The sequence below is a fragment of the Deinococcus aerius genome, from assembly GCF_002897375.1.
Classification (GTDB): Bacteria; Deinococcota; Deinococci; order Deinococcales; family Deinococcaceae; genus Deinococcus; species Deinococcus aerius.
Genome location: NZ_BFAG01000013.1, coordinates 81313 through 96780, shown reverse-complemented (window position 1 = coordinate 96780; position 15468 = coordinate 81313). Strand labels below are relative to the sequence as shown.

14 protein-coding genes are annotated in these 15468 nt (G+C 71.7%); 8 read left to right on the top strand and 6 right to left on the bottom strand.

Going from position 1 to position 15468, the window contains the following annotated elements:
* Nucleotides 1-31: 31 nt before the first annotated feature.
* Nucleotides 32-2875, bottom strand: coding sequence for a 2-oxoglutarate dehydrogenase E1 component (locus DAERI_RS16815; protein WP_103130596.1), 2844 nt, complete (start codon nt 2873-2875; stop codon nt 32-34).
* Between the two features lie 308 nt (nt 2876-3183).
* Here DAERI_RS16815 and DAERI_RS16810 point away from each other — a divergent pair, with 308 nt between their 5' ends.
* From DAERI_RS16810 to pdxY, 3 genes are all read left to right on the top strand, one after another.
* Entirely contained in the window at nt 3184-4218 is a 1035-nt protein-coding gene (locus tag DAERI_RS16810) for a BON domain-containing protein (RefSeq protein WP_103130595.1), read from the top strand.
* Between the two features lie 104 nt (nt 4219-4322).
* A complete protein-coding gene (locus DAERI_RS16805) occupies nt 4323-4568 on the top strand; it encodes a hypothetical protein (RefSeq protein WP_103130594.1) in 246 nt (81 codons plus the stop codon).
* Nucleotides 4569-4620: 52 nt separating this feature from the next.
* Complete coding sequence (gene pdxY / locus DAERI_RS16800; protein ID WP_103130593.1) at nt 4621-5520, top strand: pyridoxal kinase PdxY; 900 nt, start codon at nt 4621-4623, stop codon at nt 5518-5520.
* 154 nt (nt 5521-5674) lie between these two features.
* Here pdxY and DAERI_RS16795 read toward each other — a convergent pair whose 3' ends face one another.
* Together DAERI_RS16795 and DAERI_RS16790 are read right to left on the bottom strand one after the other, a co-directional pair.
* Nucleotides 5675-6535: a hypothetical protein gene (locus tag DAERI_RS16795; protein ID WP_103130592.1), complete on the bottom strand. Its 861-nt coding sequence runs from the start codon at nt 6533-6535 to the stop codon at nt 5675-5677.
* Nucleotides 6536-6862: 327 nt separating this feature from the next.
* Nucleotides 6863-7261: an NUDIX domain-containing protein gene (locus DAERI_RS16790; protein WP_103130591.1), complete on the bottom strand. Its 399-nt coding sequence runs from the start codon at nt 7259-7261 to the stop codon at nt 6863-6865.
* Nucleotides 7262-7339: 78 nt separating this feature from the next.
* Here DAERI_RS16790 and DAERI_RS16785 point away from each other — a divergent pair, with 78 nt between their 5' ends.
* Genes DAERI_RS16785 through DAERI_RS16775 form a run of 3 tightly spaced genes read left to right on the top strand, consistent with a single transcriptional unit; the run spans nt 7340 to nt 10390 of the window.
* Nucleotides 7340-8083 carry an enoyl-CoA hydratase/isomerase family protein gene (locus tag DAERI_RS16785; RefSeq protein ID WP_103130590.1) on the top strand — a complete coding sequence of 248 codons (744 nt, stop codon included), beginning with the start codon at nt 7340-7342 and terminating at the stop codon, nt 8081-8083.
* A gap of 30 nt (nt 8084-8113) precedes the next feature.
* Nucleotides 8114-8947: an SDR family oxidoreductase gene (locus DAERI_RS16780; RefSeq protein ID WP_103130589.1), complete on the top strand. Its 834-nt coding sequence runs from the start codon at nt 8114-8116 to the stop codon at nt 8945-8947.
* A 48-nt stretch (nt 8948-8995) separates the two neighbouring features.
* Nucleotides 8996-10390, top strand: a complete 1395-nt coding sequence (locus DAERI_RS16775; RefSeq protein ID WP_103130588.1) for a D-alanyl-D-alanine carboxypeptidase/D-alanyl-D-alanine-endopeptidase — start codon at nt 8996-8998, stop codon at nt 10388-10390.
* 454 nt (nt 10391-10844) lie between these two features.
* On the opposite strand, the gene DAERI_RS16770 is transcribed toward DAERI_RS16775, so the two are convergent.
* From DAERI_RS16770 to DAERI_RS16760, 3 genes are read right to left on the bottom strand one after another with little or no spacing between them, the layout of a single operon-like run.
* Nucleotides 10845-11711, bottom strand: coding sequence for a 4-(cytidine 5'-diphospho)-2-C-methyl-D-erythritol kinase (locus tag DAERI_RS16770; protein WP_103130587.1), 867 nt, complete (start codon nt 11709-11711; stop codon nt 10845-10847).
* A complete protein-coding gene (gene ispD, locus DAERI_RS16765; protein WP_103130586.1) occupies nt 11701-12384 on the bottom strand; it encodes a 2-C-methyl-D-erythritol 4-phosphate cytidylyltransferase in 684 nt (227 codons plus the stop codon). The genes DAERI_RS16770 and ispD overlap by 11 nt, the downstream gene beginning before the upstream one ends.
* Nucleotides 12381-12953, bottom strand: a complete 573-nt coding sequence (locus tag DAERI_RS16760; protein ID WP_103130585.1) for a UbiX family flavin prenyltransferase — start codon at nt 12951-12953, stop codon at nt 12381-12383. The genes ispD and DAERI_RS16760 overlap by 4 nt, the downstream gene beginning before the upstream one ends.
* Before the next feature lie 37 nt (nt 12954-12990).
* Here DAERI_RS16760 and DAERI_RS16755 point away from each other — a divergent pair, with 37 nt between their 5' ends.
* Both DAERI_RS16755 and DAERI_RS16750 read left to right on the top strand, forming a co-directional pair.
* Nucleotides 12991-14214, top strand: coding sequence for a cytochrome P450 (locus DAERI_RS16755; protein ID WP_103130584.1), 1224 nt, complete (start codon nt 12991-12993; stop codon nt 14212-14214).
* Entirely contained in the window at nt 14211-15380 is a 1170-nt protein-coding gene (locus DAERI_RS16750) for a YbfB/YjiJ family MFS transporter (RefSeq protein WP_103130583.1), read from the top strand. Before DAERI_RS16755 ends, DAERI_RS16750 begins: the two co-directional genes overlap by 4 nt.
* Nucleotides 15381-15468 lie beyond the last annotated feature (88 nt).

Sequence of the window (15468 nt, the reverse complement as noted above, 5' to 3'; positions counted from 1 at the left end):
CCTTCCCCCGACCCCCCGACTCCTGGCCGCCTCAGCTCTGCGCTGTGGCCTGCGGGACCGCCTTGACCTGCACCTCGGCGTCCTTGCGGGTCACCGGCTCGCCCAGCGCGTCGGCGATCACCCGCGCCTGCTCCTGGGTGTGGACGCTCGCGTACCCGGCGGCGGTGCTGGCGGCGCGCGGGCGGCTGGCGTGCGTCAGGGTCTGCCCCTCGGCCAGGACCTTTTCCAGGTCCTCCCAGATCATCAGCCACGCGCCCTGGTTCTCGGGCTCCTCCTGCGCCCAGACGACCTCGGCGCCGGGGTGCCCCGCGAGTTCGGCCCGCAGGGCGTCCGCCGGGAAGGGGTAGAGCTGCTCCAGCCGGATGAGCGCCGTGCCCGCGTAGCCCTCCTCGTTCGCGCCCCGCGCCTCGAACAGCTCCCAGTGCAGCTTGCCGGAGGAGATGACGACCCGGCGAGCCTTCCGCACGGTGTCGTCGCCGATGACCTCCTGAAAGCGGCCCTCGGCCAACTCGGAGAGCGGGCTCATGGCGAGCTTGTTGCGGAGCAGGCTCTTGGGCGTCATCACGATCAGGGGCTTGCGGTAGGGCCGCAGCACCTGGCGGCGCAGCAGGTGGAAGATCTGGGCGGCGTTGCTGGGGACCACGACCTGCATGTTCTTCTGGGCGCACAGTTGCAGGTAGCGCTCCAGCCGGGCGCTGGAGTGCTCCGGCCCCGCGCCCTCGTACCCGTGGGGGAGGAGCAGCGTGAGCCCGCTGAGGCGCTGCCACTTGCTCTCGCCCGCGCTGAGGAACTGGTCGATCACGACCTGCGCCCCGTTGGCGAAGTCGCCGAACTGCGCCTCCCACGCGACGAGCGCCTTGGGCTCGGAGGTCGAGTAGCCGTACTCGAAGGCGACGACGGCCTCCTCCGAGAGGGTGGAATCCACGATCTCCACCCGGCCCTGGTCCGGCGCGAGGTGCGCGAGGCTGACGTACTCCTCGTTCATGGGGTCCTGCGCGTTCTGGTTGTGCAGCACGGCGTGGCGGTGGACGAAGGTGCCGCGCCCCGAGTCCTGGCCGTCCAGCCGGACGCTGTAGCCCTCCACGAGGAGGGTCGCGTAGGCCAGCATCTCGCCCATGCCCCAGTCGAGGGGCTGCTCGCCGCGCGCCATCGCCTTTCTCGCCTCCATCACGCGCGCCACGCCGCGGTGCAGCGCGAAGCCCTCCGGCACCTCGGCGAGCTTCAGCCCCAGTTCCGTCAGCTTCTGCTGCGGCACGGCGGTCGGCGTGTCGTCCGTCCAGTGGGTGTTCACGTAGTCGCGCCAGTCGGCGGCGAGTTTGCTCTGCTCCAGGTTCTCGATCTCCTCGACCACGGCATCCCCGGCGTCGAGCTGGTCGCGGTACCGCTCCACGAGCGCGTCGCCCTCGCCGCCCTTCAACACGCCCGCCTGTTCGAGCTGCTGGGCGTACAGGGCGCGGGTGCCGGGGTGCGCCTTGATCTCCCGGTACATGATGGGCTGGGTCATGGTGGGGTCGTCCGCCTCGTTGTGACCGTGACGGCGGAAGGAGATCAGGTCGATGAACACGTCCTTGCCGAAGGTCTGGCGGTACTCCAGCGCGAGGTCGCCGCAGAAGGCCACCGCCTCCGGGTCGTCGCCGTTCACGTGCAGCACGGGCGCGTTGGCGATCTTGGCCACGTCGGTGCAGTACCGGCTGGAGCGGGTGTCGCGCGGGTCGCTCACCGTGAAGCCGATCTGGTTGTTGATGACGATGCGGACGGCGCCGCCCGTCGTGAAGCCGCGCAGCCGCGAGAGGTTGAGCGTCTCCATGACCACGCCCTGCCCACTCACGGCGGCGTCGCCGTGGACGGTGACCGGGAGGACCAGCTTACGCTCGGTGTCACCCCGGCGATCCTGGCGGGCGCGCACGGAACCGTGGACGACGGGCGACACGATCTCCAGGTGGCTGGGGTTGAAGGCGAGCGCGAGGTGCATGGGGCCGCCGGGCGTCCGCACGTCGCTCGAATACCCCATGTGGTACTTCACGTCGCCCGCGATGTCGGGGTTGTCGCTGAGCTTCTTCTTGCCCTCGAACTCCGCGAAGAGGTCGGAGGGCTTCTTGCCGAAGATGTTCACCAGGACGTTCAGGCGGCCCCGGTGCGCCATCCCGATGACCGTCTCCTTCACCCCGTAGCGGCCCGCCTGCTGGATGATGCGGTCGAGCAGGGGGATGAAGCTCTCGCTCCCCTCCAGGGAAAACCGCTTCTGGCCCACGTACTTGACGTGCAGGTAACGCTCCAGGCCCTCGGCGGCGTTGAGCTTCGTCATCAGGCGGCGGCGCTCCTCGGGCGTGTACTGGCCGCGGCCCCGGGTGGGCTCGATGCGGTCCTGGAACCACTTGCGCTCGGGGGCGGGCAGGTAGTTGAACTCGAAGCCGATGGCCCCGCAGTACGTCTGCTGGAGCTGCTCGATCACGTCGCGCAGCGGCCCCCGGAAGGAACCCTCCTGCACGTACTCGCCCAGGTCCGCCTGCGAGAGGCCGTAATACTCCGGCGTGAGTTCGGGCACGACCGGGAGGCCGCGCATCTTCAGCGGGTTCATGTGGGCGCTGATGTGGCCGTAGACCCGGTACGCGGTGACGAGGGCGCCCGCCGCCTGCTGCGCCCCGCTGACGCCCTGCGGCACGGGGAGGACGGCCTGCCCCCGGCGCTGGGTGCCCAGCTCGTAGAAGGCCTGCTGCACGGCCGAGTGCGCGGTTTCCTTCGCGCCCCCGCGCAGCTCGTCGAAATACGCGCGCCACTCGGGGTCCACACTCTGCGGGTCGGCCAGGTACGCCTCGTACAGCCCCTCGATAAAGGCCGCGTTCCCGCCGGACATGATGGTTTGCGACTGCGTCATAACGCCCCAGCATACTCCCACCGCCACCGCCCAACTGCGGCCCTTTTCTCTGGAAATGTCCCCATGAGGGTCACAGCCTCCGCAGAGGCGCTGTTCTCGCACGCCGATTTCTGGGACGCCCCCAGCCGTTCCCGGTGGCCCTGCACCCGTCACCGAACCTTCATGAGGGGTCGGCGACCCGCCCCTTGAACGGGCTGTCATCCCGGCCAGGTGTCTAGACGGGTATCACAGGGGGGCAGCATCAGAGAAGACCGTGGACGCCCGGAGGTTCCGGGCGGGCGGTTTTCCGCATTCCCGTGGAGGAACCCATGACCCGCTACCGCGACGACCGTTTCATGCGTGACGACCGCCGTTATGACGACCGTTCCGGCGATGACCGGTACGGCAACCGCTCCCGCCCTGGGGATGACCGCTCCGGGATGGACCGCGACCCCACGGGCATGGGTTACGGCTACGGGGCGGCGGGCCGTGCTTACGATCAGGACTATGGGCAGCGCCAGATGCCGGGCCAGTCTGGCCGCAGCCAGGACATGTCGGGCGGCCAGGACTACCGCTATGCCGACGACAGCTACGGCAGCATGGGCGGTGGGCAGTATCAGGGTCAGTCCCAGGGGGGCTCGTACCAGGGACAGGGTGGGCAAGGCTCCTATCAGGGGCAATACCAGGGACAGGGGGGCCAGTACCAGGGGGGGCAGTACGGGGGCGGCCAGTCCGGGAGCACGATGGTGTTCGGTGCCGGAACGGGCGGCATGAGCGGTTCGGGCCAGCCGGGTTACGGGCAGAGTCAGGGCTACAGCCAGGGCCAGATGTCCGGCCAGTCGGGAATGGGCGGCATGGGGATGGGGGGTCACCGGGGCAAGGGTCCCCGGGGCTACCAGCGCAGCGACGACCGTATCCGCGAGATGGTGAATGACGCGCTGGAGGACGATGACCACATTGACGCCAGCGACATCGAGGTGCAGGTCCAGAACGGGGAGGTCACCCTGACCGGCACCGTCACCGACCGTCAGCAGAAGCGCCGGGCCGAGGACGTGATCGAGAACCTGCGCGGCGTGAGGGACGTGCACAACCAGCTCCGCGTCCAGAGCCAGGGCCTGATGGGGCAGGCCGGGATGGGCAGCTCCGGCATGGGCCAGTCCATGAGCGGCGGGTCGAGCCGCATGGGTCAGTCGGGGATGAGCGGCACCTCCGGCATGGGGCTCACGAGCGAGACCGAGTCGAGCGACCAGTCGGGCATGGACCGGCTGAGCGGCGGCAGCTCCACCGACCCCAGCAAGAACGACAACTCGACGGGCACGTTCGGCAACATGACGACGGGCGGCGACAACGACAACCGCCGTTGAAGCCGCGGCGTTCGCCTGATCCTGCCCTGAACCCGGCGCCGAGCAGGGGAAGAGGGGTTCCCGTGTTCGGCGCTTCCCCACACGATTCCAAGCGGAGGAGAGCCATGACCTCAGACGATTCCCGGCGCGACGCCACTCAACCCAGCGGAACCGACCAGGGCGGCCTGCCCGAGGACGCGGGCAATCAGATGTGGGACCGCTCCGAGTGGACGGGCGAGTCCGAGAGCGGCATGACAGATACGCCGATCACGACGGGCGACGACTCGGAGGGGATCGGCACCCCGGGCGCCGGAGCCATCGCCGACACGGGCACGACCTTCGGCACGGGCGGGGACGACAAGGGAATGTGAGCGGCGCGGTCCCGGGGCTGACGCTGGGGTGGGGGGAGGCTATCCTCGGCGCATGACTGCCTCCCTCACGCCCGCCCCGCCGCCCAACATCCTGAGCATCCAGTCGTGGGTGAGTTACGGGCACGTGGGGAACGCCGCCGCCGTGTTCCCCCTGCAACGCCTGGGCTTCGAGGTCTGGCCCATCCACACCGTCCAGTTCTCCAATCACACCGGCTACGGCGCGTGGACGGGCACCGTGTTCCCGCCCGAACTCGTGGCCGACCTGCTGAACGGCATTGAGGCGCGGGGGGTCCTCTCCCACTGCGACGCCGTCCTGAGCGGCTACATGGGCTCGGAGGGCACCGTGAGCGCCGTCGTGGAGGCCGTGCGCCGGGTGCGGGCCGCCAACCCCGCCGCCCTGTACTGCTGCGACCCCGTGATGGGCGACGTGGGGCGCGGCGTCTTCGTGCGGCCCGAGCTGCCCGACCTGATCCGTTCCCAGGCTGTCCCCGAGGCCGACATCGTGACCCCCAACCAGTTCGAGCTGGAGCTGCTGACGGGCCGGGGCGTGAAAACGTTGCCCGAGGCCCTGGAGGCGGCCCGGCTCCTGCGCGAGCGGCTGCGGGGGGGCGGTCCGCGAATCGTGGTCGTGACCAGCCTGGTGCGGCAGGACGCGCCGGAGGGGGTGATCGAGACGCTCGCCGTGACCGGGGAGGGGGCCTGGCTGTGCCGCACGCCGCTGATCCCCCTGGACCCGCCGCGCAACGGCACCGGGGACGCCATCGCCGCCCTGTTTCTGGGGCAGTACCTGAGGGCGGGGGACGCCGCGCGGGCCCTCAGCCTGAGCATGAGCGCCCTGTATGCCCTCCTCGACCTGACCCACCGGATGGGCACCCGTGAGATTCAACTCGTCGCCGCGCAGGACGAGTACGCGCGGCCGGGTCAAGTGTTCGGGGCGGAACGGGTGGCGTGAGCCGGGAGACGGCGGTTGCCCCGGCTGCTGCCCTTTGAGGGGCACGGACAGATCTCCACCACACGTCAGGCAGACGGCGAGCCCACCGAGGAGGGCGAGGGGCATTCACGCCGCTCGCCCCCTTTGTTCCAGCCTGATCCGGGCGCCCGGGAGCTTACTTCCCGCCGCCGATGCCGATCCCGATCCCGCCGCCTACGCTGATGCTGATCCCGCCGCTCGTCGAGCCGTTGCCAGAGGTGGTGCTGCCGGACGTGCTGGCGCTCCCCGAGGTGCTCACATCCACCGAGCCGCTGCCGGGGGCGGAGTTCGTCCCGGAGGCGCCGCTGCGGGTTCCGCCCGCCACGCTGCCAGCGCCTTCCTGCTTCAGGCTGGTCAGGACGTTCACCAGCGCGACGCTGCGGCCCTGGTCATTCACGGTGATGTCGCCGAGCCGGAGCGTGCCGCTGGCATCCGCCATCAGCCGGGCGGCAAGGTCATAGCCCACCCGCTGGCCGTTCTCCAGCGTCACTGTGGCGCGGGTGGCCTGCCGCAGGTCTCCGCTGGCCCGCAGGGTGCCGTCGGCCATGAGGGTGGCGACCGCCCTGCCGTTGGCATCCACGAACGTGACGGTCTTGCCACCCATGGCCTGCCTGTTCTGCTGCATGGCCTGGAGATCGGCCCGGATCGCCTGGCTGAGCGAGGTCGTGCCGCTCCCGCCGCGCACCATGAGGGTATCGAGCGACACCTGGCCCTGGGCGCCCAGGCTCCCGGCAAGGGTGTAGGTCCGGCTGGCGCCCCCCTCGAACATGACGCGAACCTGGGTGGCCGCCCGGAGCGCGCCGCTCGCCATCGCCTGGCCATTGCTCATGAAGGTGCCGACCGTGCGGCCCTGCGCGTCGAGCAGGACGGCGCCGCGCACCTCGACCCGGGTGCTGCTGGAGGCGGCGACGTTGCTGCCGGTGCTCCCCGAAGTCGCCTGGGCGGCGCCGAGCAGAAGCGTGCTGATCACGAGGACGGACTTGAAGGTATGACGCATGATGTTCTCCTTTGCGGCAGCGTTTTGCCGCCTGGCGAGAAGGTTTTAGACAACCGTTCGGCTTGTTTACGACAAGTCCGATAGGTAAGGAACTCCGATAGATATGGGCATGACGGCTTTCTTCAAAACCGTCTACCTATTCCTATGTCCGAAGGCTCATTAGAGGCCGACTGCTGCGCCCTCTTGACCAGCACTATGCAAAACCAAGCTGATTGGATTGGGCAGATGTTCGTGAAAGGTCCAAAAAAGTATGGTGGGGTGGCTTGACAGCCGGTCCTCCACTGTGGCAGCACTTCCCGGAATCCCGGTTGGAACGGGTGGGGCCTATTACGGCTCCTCATTCAAGACCGACGCGATGGGCACGTTGCTGGGCAGCAGTTTCAAGCGGGTCAGGTCGGCGGGGGCGACCCAGGCGAGGGCGCGGTGTTCCAGCGGGCGCGGTTCCTCCGCCAGCAGGCGCACCCGCAGCGCCACGAGCAGGAAAGGCCCCACCGGGGTGTCCAGCTCCCGGCGGTAGACCTCTCCCCCCGCCTCCACCTCGGCGCCGAGTTCCTCGCGCCACTCGCGGGCCAGGGCCTCGCCCGGCGTCTCGCCGTCCTCCACCTTGCCGCCGGGAAACTCCCACAGGCCCGCCGCCCACGCGGGGGAGGACCGGGCGCCCACCAGTACCTGCCGCACCCCGCCCGGCCCCTCGCGTTCCAGAATGCCCGCCACGACGATTCGCATTGGGGCCAAGTCTGGCGTATCGGCGGGGGAGACGTGGCGTGAGCGTGCCCACCTTTTTGAACCCGGTACACTCCTCCCATGACCGACGAGAGTGTGCGCCTGACCCGCGAGGGGGAGGTGGCGACCCTGACCCTGGCCCACCCCAAGGGGGCGTTCGGCCCGGCGACCTGGCGGGAGGTGCCCCTGGCCCTGCGTGAATTGGAGGGTGTTCGCGCGCTGATCGTGCGCGGCGAGCGGCACTTCAGCGTGGGGCTGGACGTGGCGGCGACCGCGCCCATCATCGCCCCGGCACTGGGGGACCCGGCCAAGTTCAGGGCCGTCGTGGACGAGATGCACGCGGCCATCGAGGGGTTGGCGGCCCTGCCGATCCCCGTGATCGCCGCCATCGACGGGTGGTGCATCGGCGCGGGCCTGGAACTTGCCGCCGCCTGCGACCTGCGGCTGTGTAGCGCCGGGGCCCGGTTCAGCCTGCCGGAGGTGAAATTGGGAATCACCGCCGACCTCGGTGGCCTCCAGCGCCTGCCGGGGTTGATCGGCCGGGGCCGGGCGGCGCACCTCGCCCTGACGGGGGAACCTATCGACGCCCAGACTGCCGAACGCTGGGGCCTGGTGACGGAGGTTCTACCCGATGCGGACGCGCTGTATGCCCGCGCCCAGGACCTCGCCGCCCACCTCGCCGCGCTGCCCCCGAGGGCTTTGGAGGGCACCAAGCGTACCCTGCAGGGCGGCCTTCCCCACGCCGAGAGCCTCGCCGCCGCCGTGGAGTGGAACGCCCGGCACATGACGGTGGACGGGCTGTCCGCCGCCCTGAAAAAAGCCTGACCCCCACGACCCACCCCCGAAGGAGCCCCCATGACCCAGCCCCACGATCCCTCCACCACCTTCCGCCCCGACCTCCTGACCGGCAAGCACGCCCTGATTACGGGCGGGGGCAGCGGCATCAACCTCGGCATCGCGCGGAGTTTCGCCGCCCACGGCTGCGCGGTGACCATCCTGGGCCGCAATCTCGAAAAGGCGCAGAACGCGGCCCGGGGCATCGAGGAGGCGGGCGGGCGGGCGCTGGGCGTGTCCGCCGACGTTCGGGACTTCGCGGCCCTCCAGGCGGCGGCGGGGGCGGGGGTGGACGCTTTCGGGCCGCTCGACATCGTGATCGCGGGGGCAGCGGGGAACTTCCCGGCCCCGGTGGACGGCATCTCGCCCAACGGGTTCAAGAGCGTGGTGGACATCGACCTGTTGGGCACCTACAACACGATCAAGGCGTGCGCGCCGCACCTGCGGCTGCCCGGGGCGAACATCCTCTCCATCAGCGCGTACGGGGTGCCCGTGCCCATGCAGGCGCACGTGGTCGCGGCCAAGGCGGGGGTGGACGCGCTGACGCAGACGCTCGCGGTCGAGTGGGGCCTGCGCGGGGTGCGGGTGAACGCGATCATCCCCGGTCCCATCGACGGCACCGAGGGGATGGCCCGCCTCGCCCCCGACGAGCGGACCCGGCAGCAGTTCATCGACACGGTGCCGCTGGGCCGCTTCGGGGTGCCGCAGGACATCGCCAATGCGGCGCTCTTCCTGGTGTCCGACGCCGCGAGCTACGTGACGGGCGTGATCCTGCCCGTGGACGGCGGGCAGAACATGCTGGGCGGCGCGCCCCAGTACGCGATGTACCTGCGGATGCAGAAGGCGGAAGGCTAGGGGCGGAAGGCGGCAGCGTCAGCCGCCTCCCTGGTCTATCCTGCCCGGGTGCGCCGCCCGCTGCTGCTCTGCCTCGCCGGCCTGCTCCTGGCGGCGGGCCTGCCGGGGTCGCGGGCCACGCCGTCCGCCCCGAGTGTCACCCTGCGGCACGCCCCCGACCTGAGCCCCGGCGTGCGGCGGGCGCTGGCGGGGCTGCCGCCCGGCGTGCGGGTCGGCCTGCTCGTGGGCGACCTCACCACGGGCGAGCGGCTGGAGGCGCGGGGGGCGGACCTCCCGCTGATCCCGGCGAGCACCCTCAAGCTCGTCATGGCGGCCTCGGTGCTCGTGGACCGGGGCGGGGCGGGGTGGTGGAGTACCGAACTCACCGTTCCCGCCGCCGAGGTGGGCCGGGCCCGCGTCTCCCACCTCACGCTGCGGGGCGGGGCCGACCCGACCCTGAGCGTGGCGAGCGGCCCCAACAGCCTGCGTTCGCTGGCCAAACAGGCTTATGCGCGCGGCGTGCGGGAGGTCGGCGGCGTGCGGCTGGACGAGACGGGGCTGGACGCGGGCACCTGGCGGGGCCTCGCGCTCGGTGTGCCCATGACGCCGCTTCGCCTGGCCGACTGGCATAACCGCCCCCCCCTCTCGGCGGGCGAGGCCCGTGCCCGGGTGGGGGCGGCGCTGATCACGGAGTTGCGCCGGGCGGGAATTCGGGTCCTTTCGGGGGCGGTCGGCACGGCTTCCCCCTTCCGGCCGTACATCCCGCCTCCCCGGAGCGACGAGCGGGGCAGGCCGTTGCCTCCCGACCCGTTCGTCCCGGTGCCCCGCCGCCCGGAGCAGGGGGTGGCCTCGGTTCGCAGCGCCTCGCCCTCCTCGGTGCTGGCCGCCACCCTGCGGCCCAGCGACAACCTCCGCGCCGAGGAGCTGCTCGCCACGCTGGCGGTTCGGCCGGTCGGCAACGGCACGCTGGGGGGCGCCCTGAGCCGCGAGCGGGCCGCGCTGCGCCGGTTTGGCGTGGACCTGACGGGCGTTCGCCTCGCCGACGGCAGCGGGCTGAGCCGGGAAAACCGCCTGACCCCGCGCGCGCTCGTGGAGTTGCTGGGGGTCATGTATCACCTGCCCTATCCGCAGGGCCAGCCCGGCGCCGAGTTGCCGGACGCCACCTACCGCGCGCGGCGCAACGCCTTCGCCGAGGCCCTTCCCCAGGCCGGGACCGGGGAGAACGTTCCCGGGCACGGTGGGCGCGGGGGCACGTTGGCGCTGCGGCTGCGGGGCAGCGGGCTGGACGTGCGGGCCAAGACGGGCACGCTGCCGGGGGTGAGCGCGCTGGCCGGGTATGTGACGGGGAGGAGTGGGCATACCCTCGCCTTCGCGCTGCTGATGAATGGGCCGGAGGACAGCCCGATCCTCACGTTGCGGGAGGTGCAGGACCGGGTGGTGAGGGCGGTGGCGGCGGCGCATTAAAGTGGGGCGGTTGAGTTGGAAGGCGTTGCCCCCACCCCCGGCCCCCTACCCCCAGAGGGGGCGACGACTCCGCCGCGCGGGGCGGCCCGCGCGTTGACGCCAGGCCTGCTCACGTGTCTCTCCTCTCGGTGGAGGGGGAGCGGCGCTGCGCTGGGCAAGGGGCTCGGCCCAGTTCGCCGGTGGCCGTCTCTTTTTACGCGCAAGGTTTGATCTTGTTGCATCCTCAGTCGCTCGCCCACCGTCTCGCTGCGCGAGCAAGGCGTGGTGAAGGCGGTGCGAGAGCAAGCCAACCGCAGGAATAGGCCGTCCACAGGAGACGGTTTTGAAAAGCAAAAGCTTTGGCGTTGTTCCTCCTCCCCCGCAAGGGGGAGGCGGGGAGGGGGGTGGCAGCCGCAGGCTGCCCTCCAGGGGCCGGAACCCGGCAGGAGAAACGGGTAAGGCTGCGACCCTTCTCCTACAGCGTACTCGTCGCTACGACCCACCAGTCGGGGTGCCGGGCCTGTATCGCACGTGCCGCGTCGTGGGCCTGGTCGTCGTTTCGGGCGAGGGCGAAGCAGGTCGCGCCGCTGCCGCTCATCAGGGGGGAGCGCAGGCCCACGCCTTCCAGGGCCGCCAGCACGTCGCGGATGGGGGCGTGGCGGGCGGTGACCGGACCTTGCAGCGCGTTGTGGTACGGCACCTCCCGCCCGTCGCCGAGGGCGGCCAGGATGCCCTCCACATCGAGTTCGGGGGTAAAGGCCTCCTCCCCGTCGAGCCAGGCGTAGGCGTCGCGGGCGCTGACCTCCACACCCGGGTTCACGAGGACGAGCGGCACGCGCGGCACGGGGAGCGGGGTCAGCACCTCGCCGATGCCCTGGGCGAGCGCCGACTGGCCCAGCAGGAAGAAGGGCACATCCGCCCCGAGGGGTCGCGCGAGGGCCGGGAGGTTCACGGGGGCCGGGTGGAGCCGCGCCAGGGCCATGAGCGTGGTCGCCGCGTCGCTGCTGCCGCCCCCCAGACCGGAGGCGAGGGGCAGGCGCTTGCGCAGCGTAATCGCCGCGCCGCCCGCCGTGCCCGACGCGTCCAGGTACGCCCGCGCCGCCCGGTACACGAGGTTGCGCTCGTCGGTGGGCAACTCCGCCCCCTCGACGGTCAGGGTCAGCGTGTCGGCAGGCGTGATCGCCAGCTCGTCCCCGACAGCGAGCGGCACCATCAGGGAATGCACCTCGTGGTAGCCGTCCGCGCGGGGGCGGCGCACGCTCAGGCCGAGATTGACCTTGGCGGGCGCCAGGTAGGTCTGGGCGTGAGGACGGGGGCGCTGGGTCTCGGACTCAGGCGTCATCGGCCCCAGCATCCCACACCGCCGCGACCGCGTGGGCCAGGGCGAGGTCGCCCGGCGCCGTGACCTTGAACAGCCGCGCGTCGCCGGGCACGAGCGTCACGGGCACCCCGAGCCGATTGACCAGCCCCGCGTCGTCCGTCGCGCCGAAGCCCTCCTCGTGGGCGGCCTGGTGCGCCCGGAGCAGCAGTTCGCGGCGAAAGCCCTGCGGCGTCTGCACGGCCCAGAGTCCCTCGCGGGGGACGACCCCTCCCCACCGTCCCCCCTCCCCCCGCACGAGCGTGTCCGCGACGGGCAGGGCGGCGGTGGCGGCCCCGGTCTCGGGAATGGCCTCCAGCAGGGCGTGAACCACGTTCGTGGGTAGAAAAGGTCTTGCCGCGTCGTGAACGAGGACGATCTCGGCCGAGGTCGCCCGCAGGAGACGGTGGACGCTCTCCTGCCGGGTGGGGCCGCCCACGATGGCCCGCGCCGGAAGGTCCTCCGGCAACTCCAGCCCCTCCGGCAGCGCCACCAGCACCTCGTCCACGAGTGGGGCGAGGGCGGCCACGCTGCGGGCGAGGAGGGATCGGCCCGCGACCTCGACAAAGGCTTTCGGCCCCAGGCCCAGCCGAGTCCCGGACCCCGCGGCGGGGATCAGGGCGGCGGTGCGGCCCGCGAGCAGACACGCGCCCGTCATTGCTCCCCCCAGCGCCGGAAGCCCGGCACGTCCAGCCCGAACTGGTCAAGCACCCGCGCCGTGACGAAGTGCAGCAATTCCTCCACCGTCCCCGGCGCGTGGTAGAAGCCGGGGCTGGCCGTCATGATCGTCGCCCCGGCGTCGAAGGCCGCGAGCATGTTGAGCAGCATGGGGCGGGGGAAGGGGTCTTCCCGCAGCACCAGGACGAGGCGCCGCCGTTCCTTGAGGGTGACGTGCGCGGCGCGGGACAGCAGGTTGTCGGCCAAGCCCCCCGCCACCTTCGCCAGTGTTCCGGCGCTGCACGGCACGACGAGCATTCCGTCGGTGCGGAAGGACCCGCTGGCGACGGAAGCCCCCAAGTCCCGGTCGTCATGCGTCACGCTGGCGAGGGCGGTGAGGTCGGCGAGGCTCGGCCCCCCTTCCGCCGTCATCACCCGCTTGGCCCCGCTCGTCACGATGAGGTGCGTCTCGACCTCTAATTCGCGCAGGGCCCGCAAGACCGATACCGCGTAGGGAATCCCGCTTCCGCCGCTCACGCCGACCACCAGCCGCCCCGTGCCCACCGACATGAGGGGCAGGGTAGCAGGGGGCGGAGTACCCTGGGGCATGACCACCGCTGACCGCGCCGCGCTGCTCGGGGGCTACTGGCAGGGCGAACACCTCGCCGACCCCCCGGCCTACCTCGACCGCGTGCGGGCCGTGTCGCCCGTCCTGTACGACCCCGGCGTGGGCTTCGCGCTCCTCACCGGGCACCCGGAGGTCTCCGCCGCCCTGAAAAGCCCCCACGTCCGCACCGGTAAGTACGAGGGCGGCCCGGAGATTTACTCCACCGCCTCCTATGCGCTGATGTCTCCCATGATGCTGTTCAACGACGGCGCCTCGCACACCCGGCTGCGCTCGCTCGCGCAGAGGGCCTTCACCCCGCGCGTGCTGGAGGAGAGCCGCGAGTTCATCAGCGGGTTGACGGACGAGTTGCTGGACAGAGCGGCCCGCCACGCTGCGGACAACGGGGGAGAGGTGGACGCCGTCGCCGCCCTTGCCGTGCCCCTCCCCGTCACCGTGATCGTGCAGATGCTGGGCCTGAGCGGCACGGACGCCGACCGTTTCAAGACCTGGGCGGGCAGCGTGGCCGACCTGCTCGGCGGGCTGAACGTGACGCCCGAACGCTGGGCGCAGGTCGAGGCGGACGCCGCCGCGATGCTCTCCTACTTCCGCACCCTCGCCGACGACCTGCGCGCGCACCCCCAGCCCGGCCTCCTCTCCGCCCTCGCCGCCGCCGAGGACGAGGGGGGGCGGCTGAGCGGTCAGGAACTCCTCGCCAACGCCGTGCTCCTCCTCGTCGCCGGGCACGAGACGACGAGCAACCTGATCTCGGGGAGCCTGCTCGCCCTGCACGAGTGGCCGGAGCAGCGGGTGTGGCTGGCTGAGGACCCGCAGGCGCGAGCCGCGAACGCCGTGGAGGAACTGCTGCGCTTTACCTCGCCCGTTCAGAGTACGGGCCGGTTCACTACCGCGCCCCTGACCCTCGGCGGGGTCGAGTTCCCCGCGGGGCTGCACCTCAGCATCAGTCTCGCCGGGGCCAACCGTGACCCGCGCGTGTACGAGGACCCCCACACCCTCGACCTCGCCCGCGAGAATGCCCGCACCCACCTCAGCTTCGCGGCGGGGGCGCACTACTGCCTGGGGGCGAGCCTCGCGCGGATGGAGGCCGCGATCTTCCTGACGCGCTTCCTGGGGCGCTTCCCGGGCTACGGGGTGCCGGAACAGCCTCTCGCCTACCTGCCCAACTTCACCCTGCGGGGGTTGCGGGAACTGCGCCTGCACCTGTGAGCGGGTCCGCGGCGGTCTCCACCCCCGAATCGTTCGCCCGCACGCTGGGGCAGATGGCGCTGCTCTCTCTCGGCGGGGCGGTCGCGCTGGGCTTCGCGCGCTTCGCCTACGCGCTGATCCTGCCCGCCATGCGGGCGGACCTGGGCTGGACCTTCACCCTGGCCGGGGCGATGAACGCGGCGAACGCGGTGGGGTATCTGGCCGGGGCGCTGACCGCCACCGGGATCGCGGCGCGGCTGGGTCTGCGGCGGGTCTTCGCTCTCGGGATGGGCCTGACCGCTCTCTCCCTGCTCGCCTGCGCGCTGACCGGAGCCGCGCCCATGCTGCTGGCCCTGCGCTTCCTGGCGGGGCTGGGGGGCGCCCTGGTGTTCGTGACGGGCGGGGCGCTCGCCTCCCTCGCGGCCCGCGCGCACCCGGAACGCGGCGCCCTGCTCCTGGGCGTGTTCTACGGGGGGGCGGGCGTGGGCATCCTGGCGTCCGCGCTGCTGCTTCCGCCGCTGCTGACGGGCGGCTGGCGGGGAGCCTGGGCCGCCCTCGGCGGGACCTCGCTGCTCGCGCTGGGGGCCACCCTTCCGGCGCTGGGCCGTCTGCCTGATCGTGCGGCGACTGCCCCCTCCACCAGCCGCACGCCCCTCACCCCGCTGGTCCCGGCCTTCGCCGCCTACGCCTGCTTCGGCGTGGGGTACATCGCGTACATGACCTTCATCGTCGCGTTCCTGCGGGCGAGCGGGGCGGGCGGGCTGGTCACCCCCTTCTGGGCGGTGCTGGGTGCCTCGGTGGTCCTCAGCGCCCTGGTGTGGCAACGGCCCGCCACGCACCTCCCCGGCGCCCGCGCGATGACGGCCCAGATGCTCACGCTCGCCGTGGGGGCCACCCTGCCCCTGCTCTCCACCCATCCCGCCGCGCTGCTCGCCTCCGGGCTGCTGTTCGGCGGGAGCTTTCTCGCGGTCGTCACCTTCACCACCATCCTCACCCGGCGCACCCTGCCCGAACACGCCTGGGGCCAGGGCATCGCCGCCTTCACCGTGATCTTTGCCGCCGGGCAGACGCTGGGGCCGCTGCTGACCGGGGCGCTCTCGGACGGGGCGGGCGGGTTGCGGCTGGGGCTGGGTGTCTCCGCGCTCGTGCTGCTGCTCGGGGCGGGGCTGGCGTGGGGGCAGAGGTAGGTGTCTGATTCAAGCGACTACGGCTACACCCAAGTTGCTGGGGCACCCGTGAGTAGGTATCGGTGCCTCTAAGACGAGCTGGGTGAGG

Bases quoted from the DNA above. Each gene is read 5' to 3' on its own strand.
- DAERI_RS16805 (WP_103130594.1), top strand. From the start codon at position 4,323: ATGACCTCAGACGATTCCCGGCGCGACGCCACTCAACCCAGCGGAACC.
- DAERI_RS16785 (WP_103130590.1), top strand. From the start codon at position 7,340: ATGACCGACGAGAGTGTGCGCCTGACCCGCGAGGGGGAGGTGGCGACC.
- DAERI_RS16810 (WP_103130595.1), top strand. From the start codon at position 3,184: ATGACCCGCTACCGCGACGACCGTTTCATGCGTGACGACCGCCGTTAT.
- DAERI_RS16770 (WP_103130587.1), bottom strand. From the start codon at position 11,711: ATGACGCCTGAGTCCGAGACCCAGCGCCCCCGTCCTCACGCCCAGACC.
- DAERI_RS16780 (WP_103130589.1), top strand. From the start codon at position 8,114: ATGACCCAGCCCCACGATCCCTCCACCACCTTCCGCCCCGACCTCCTG.
- pdxY (WP_103130593.1), top strand. From the start codon at position 4,621: ATGACTGCCTCCCTCACGCCCGCCCCGCCGCCCAACATCCTGAGCATC.
- DAERI_RS16790 (WP_103130591.1), bottom strand. From the start codon at position 7,261: ATGCGAATCGTCGTGGCGGGCATTCTGGAACGCGAGGGGCCGGGCGGG.
- DAERI_RS16755 (WP_103130584.1), top strand. From the start codon at position 12,991: ATGACCACCGCTGACCGCGCCGCGCTGCTCGGGGGCTACTGGCAGGGC.
- DAERI_RS16815 (WP_103130596.1), bottom strand. From the start codon at position 2,875: ATGACGCAGTCGCAAACCATCATGTCCGGCGGGAACGCGGCCTTTATC.
- DAERI_RS16760 (WP_103130585.1), bottom strand. From the start codon at position 12,953: ATGTCGGTGGGCACGGGGCGGCTGGTGGTCGGCGTGAGCGGCGGAAGC.
- DAERI_RS16795 (WP_103130592.1), bottom strand. From the start codon at position 6,535: ATGCGTCATACCTTCAAGTCCGTCCTCGTGATCAGCACGCTTCTGCTC.
- ispD (WP_103130586.1), bottom strand. From the start codon at position 12,384: ATGACGGGCGCGTGTCTGCTCGCGGGCCGCACCGCCGCCCTGATCCCC.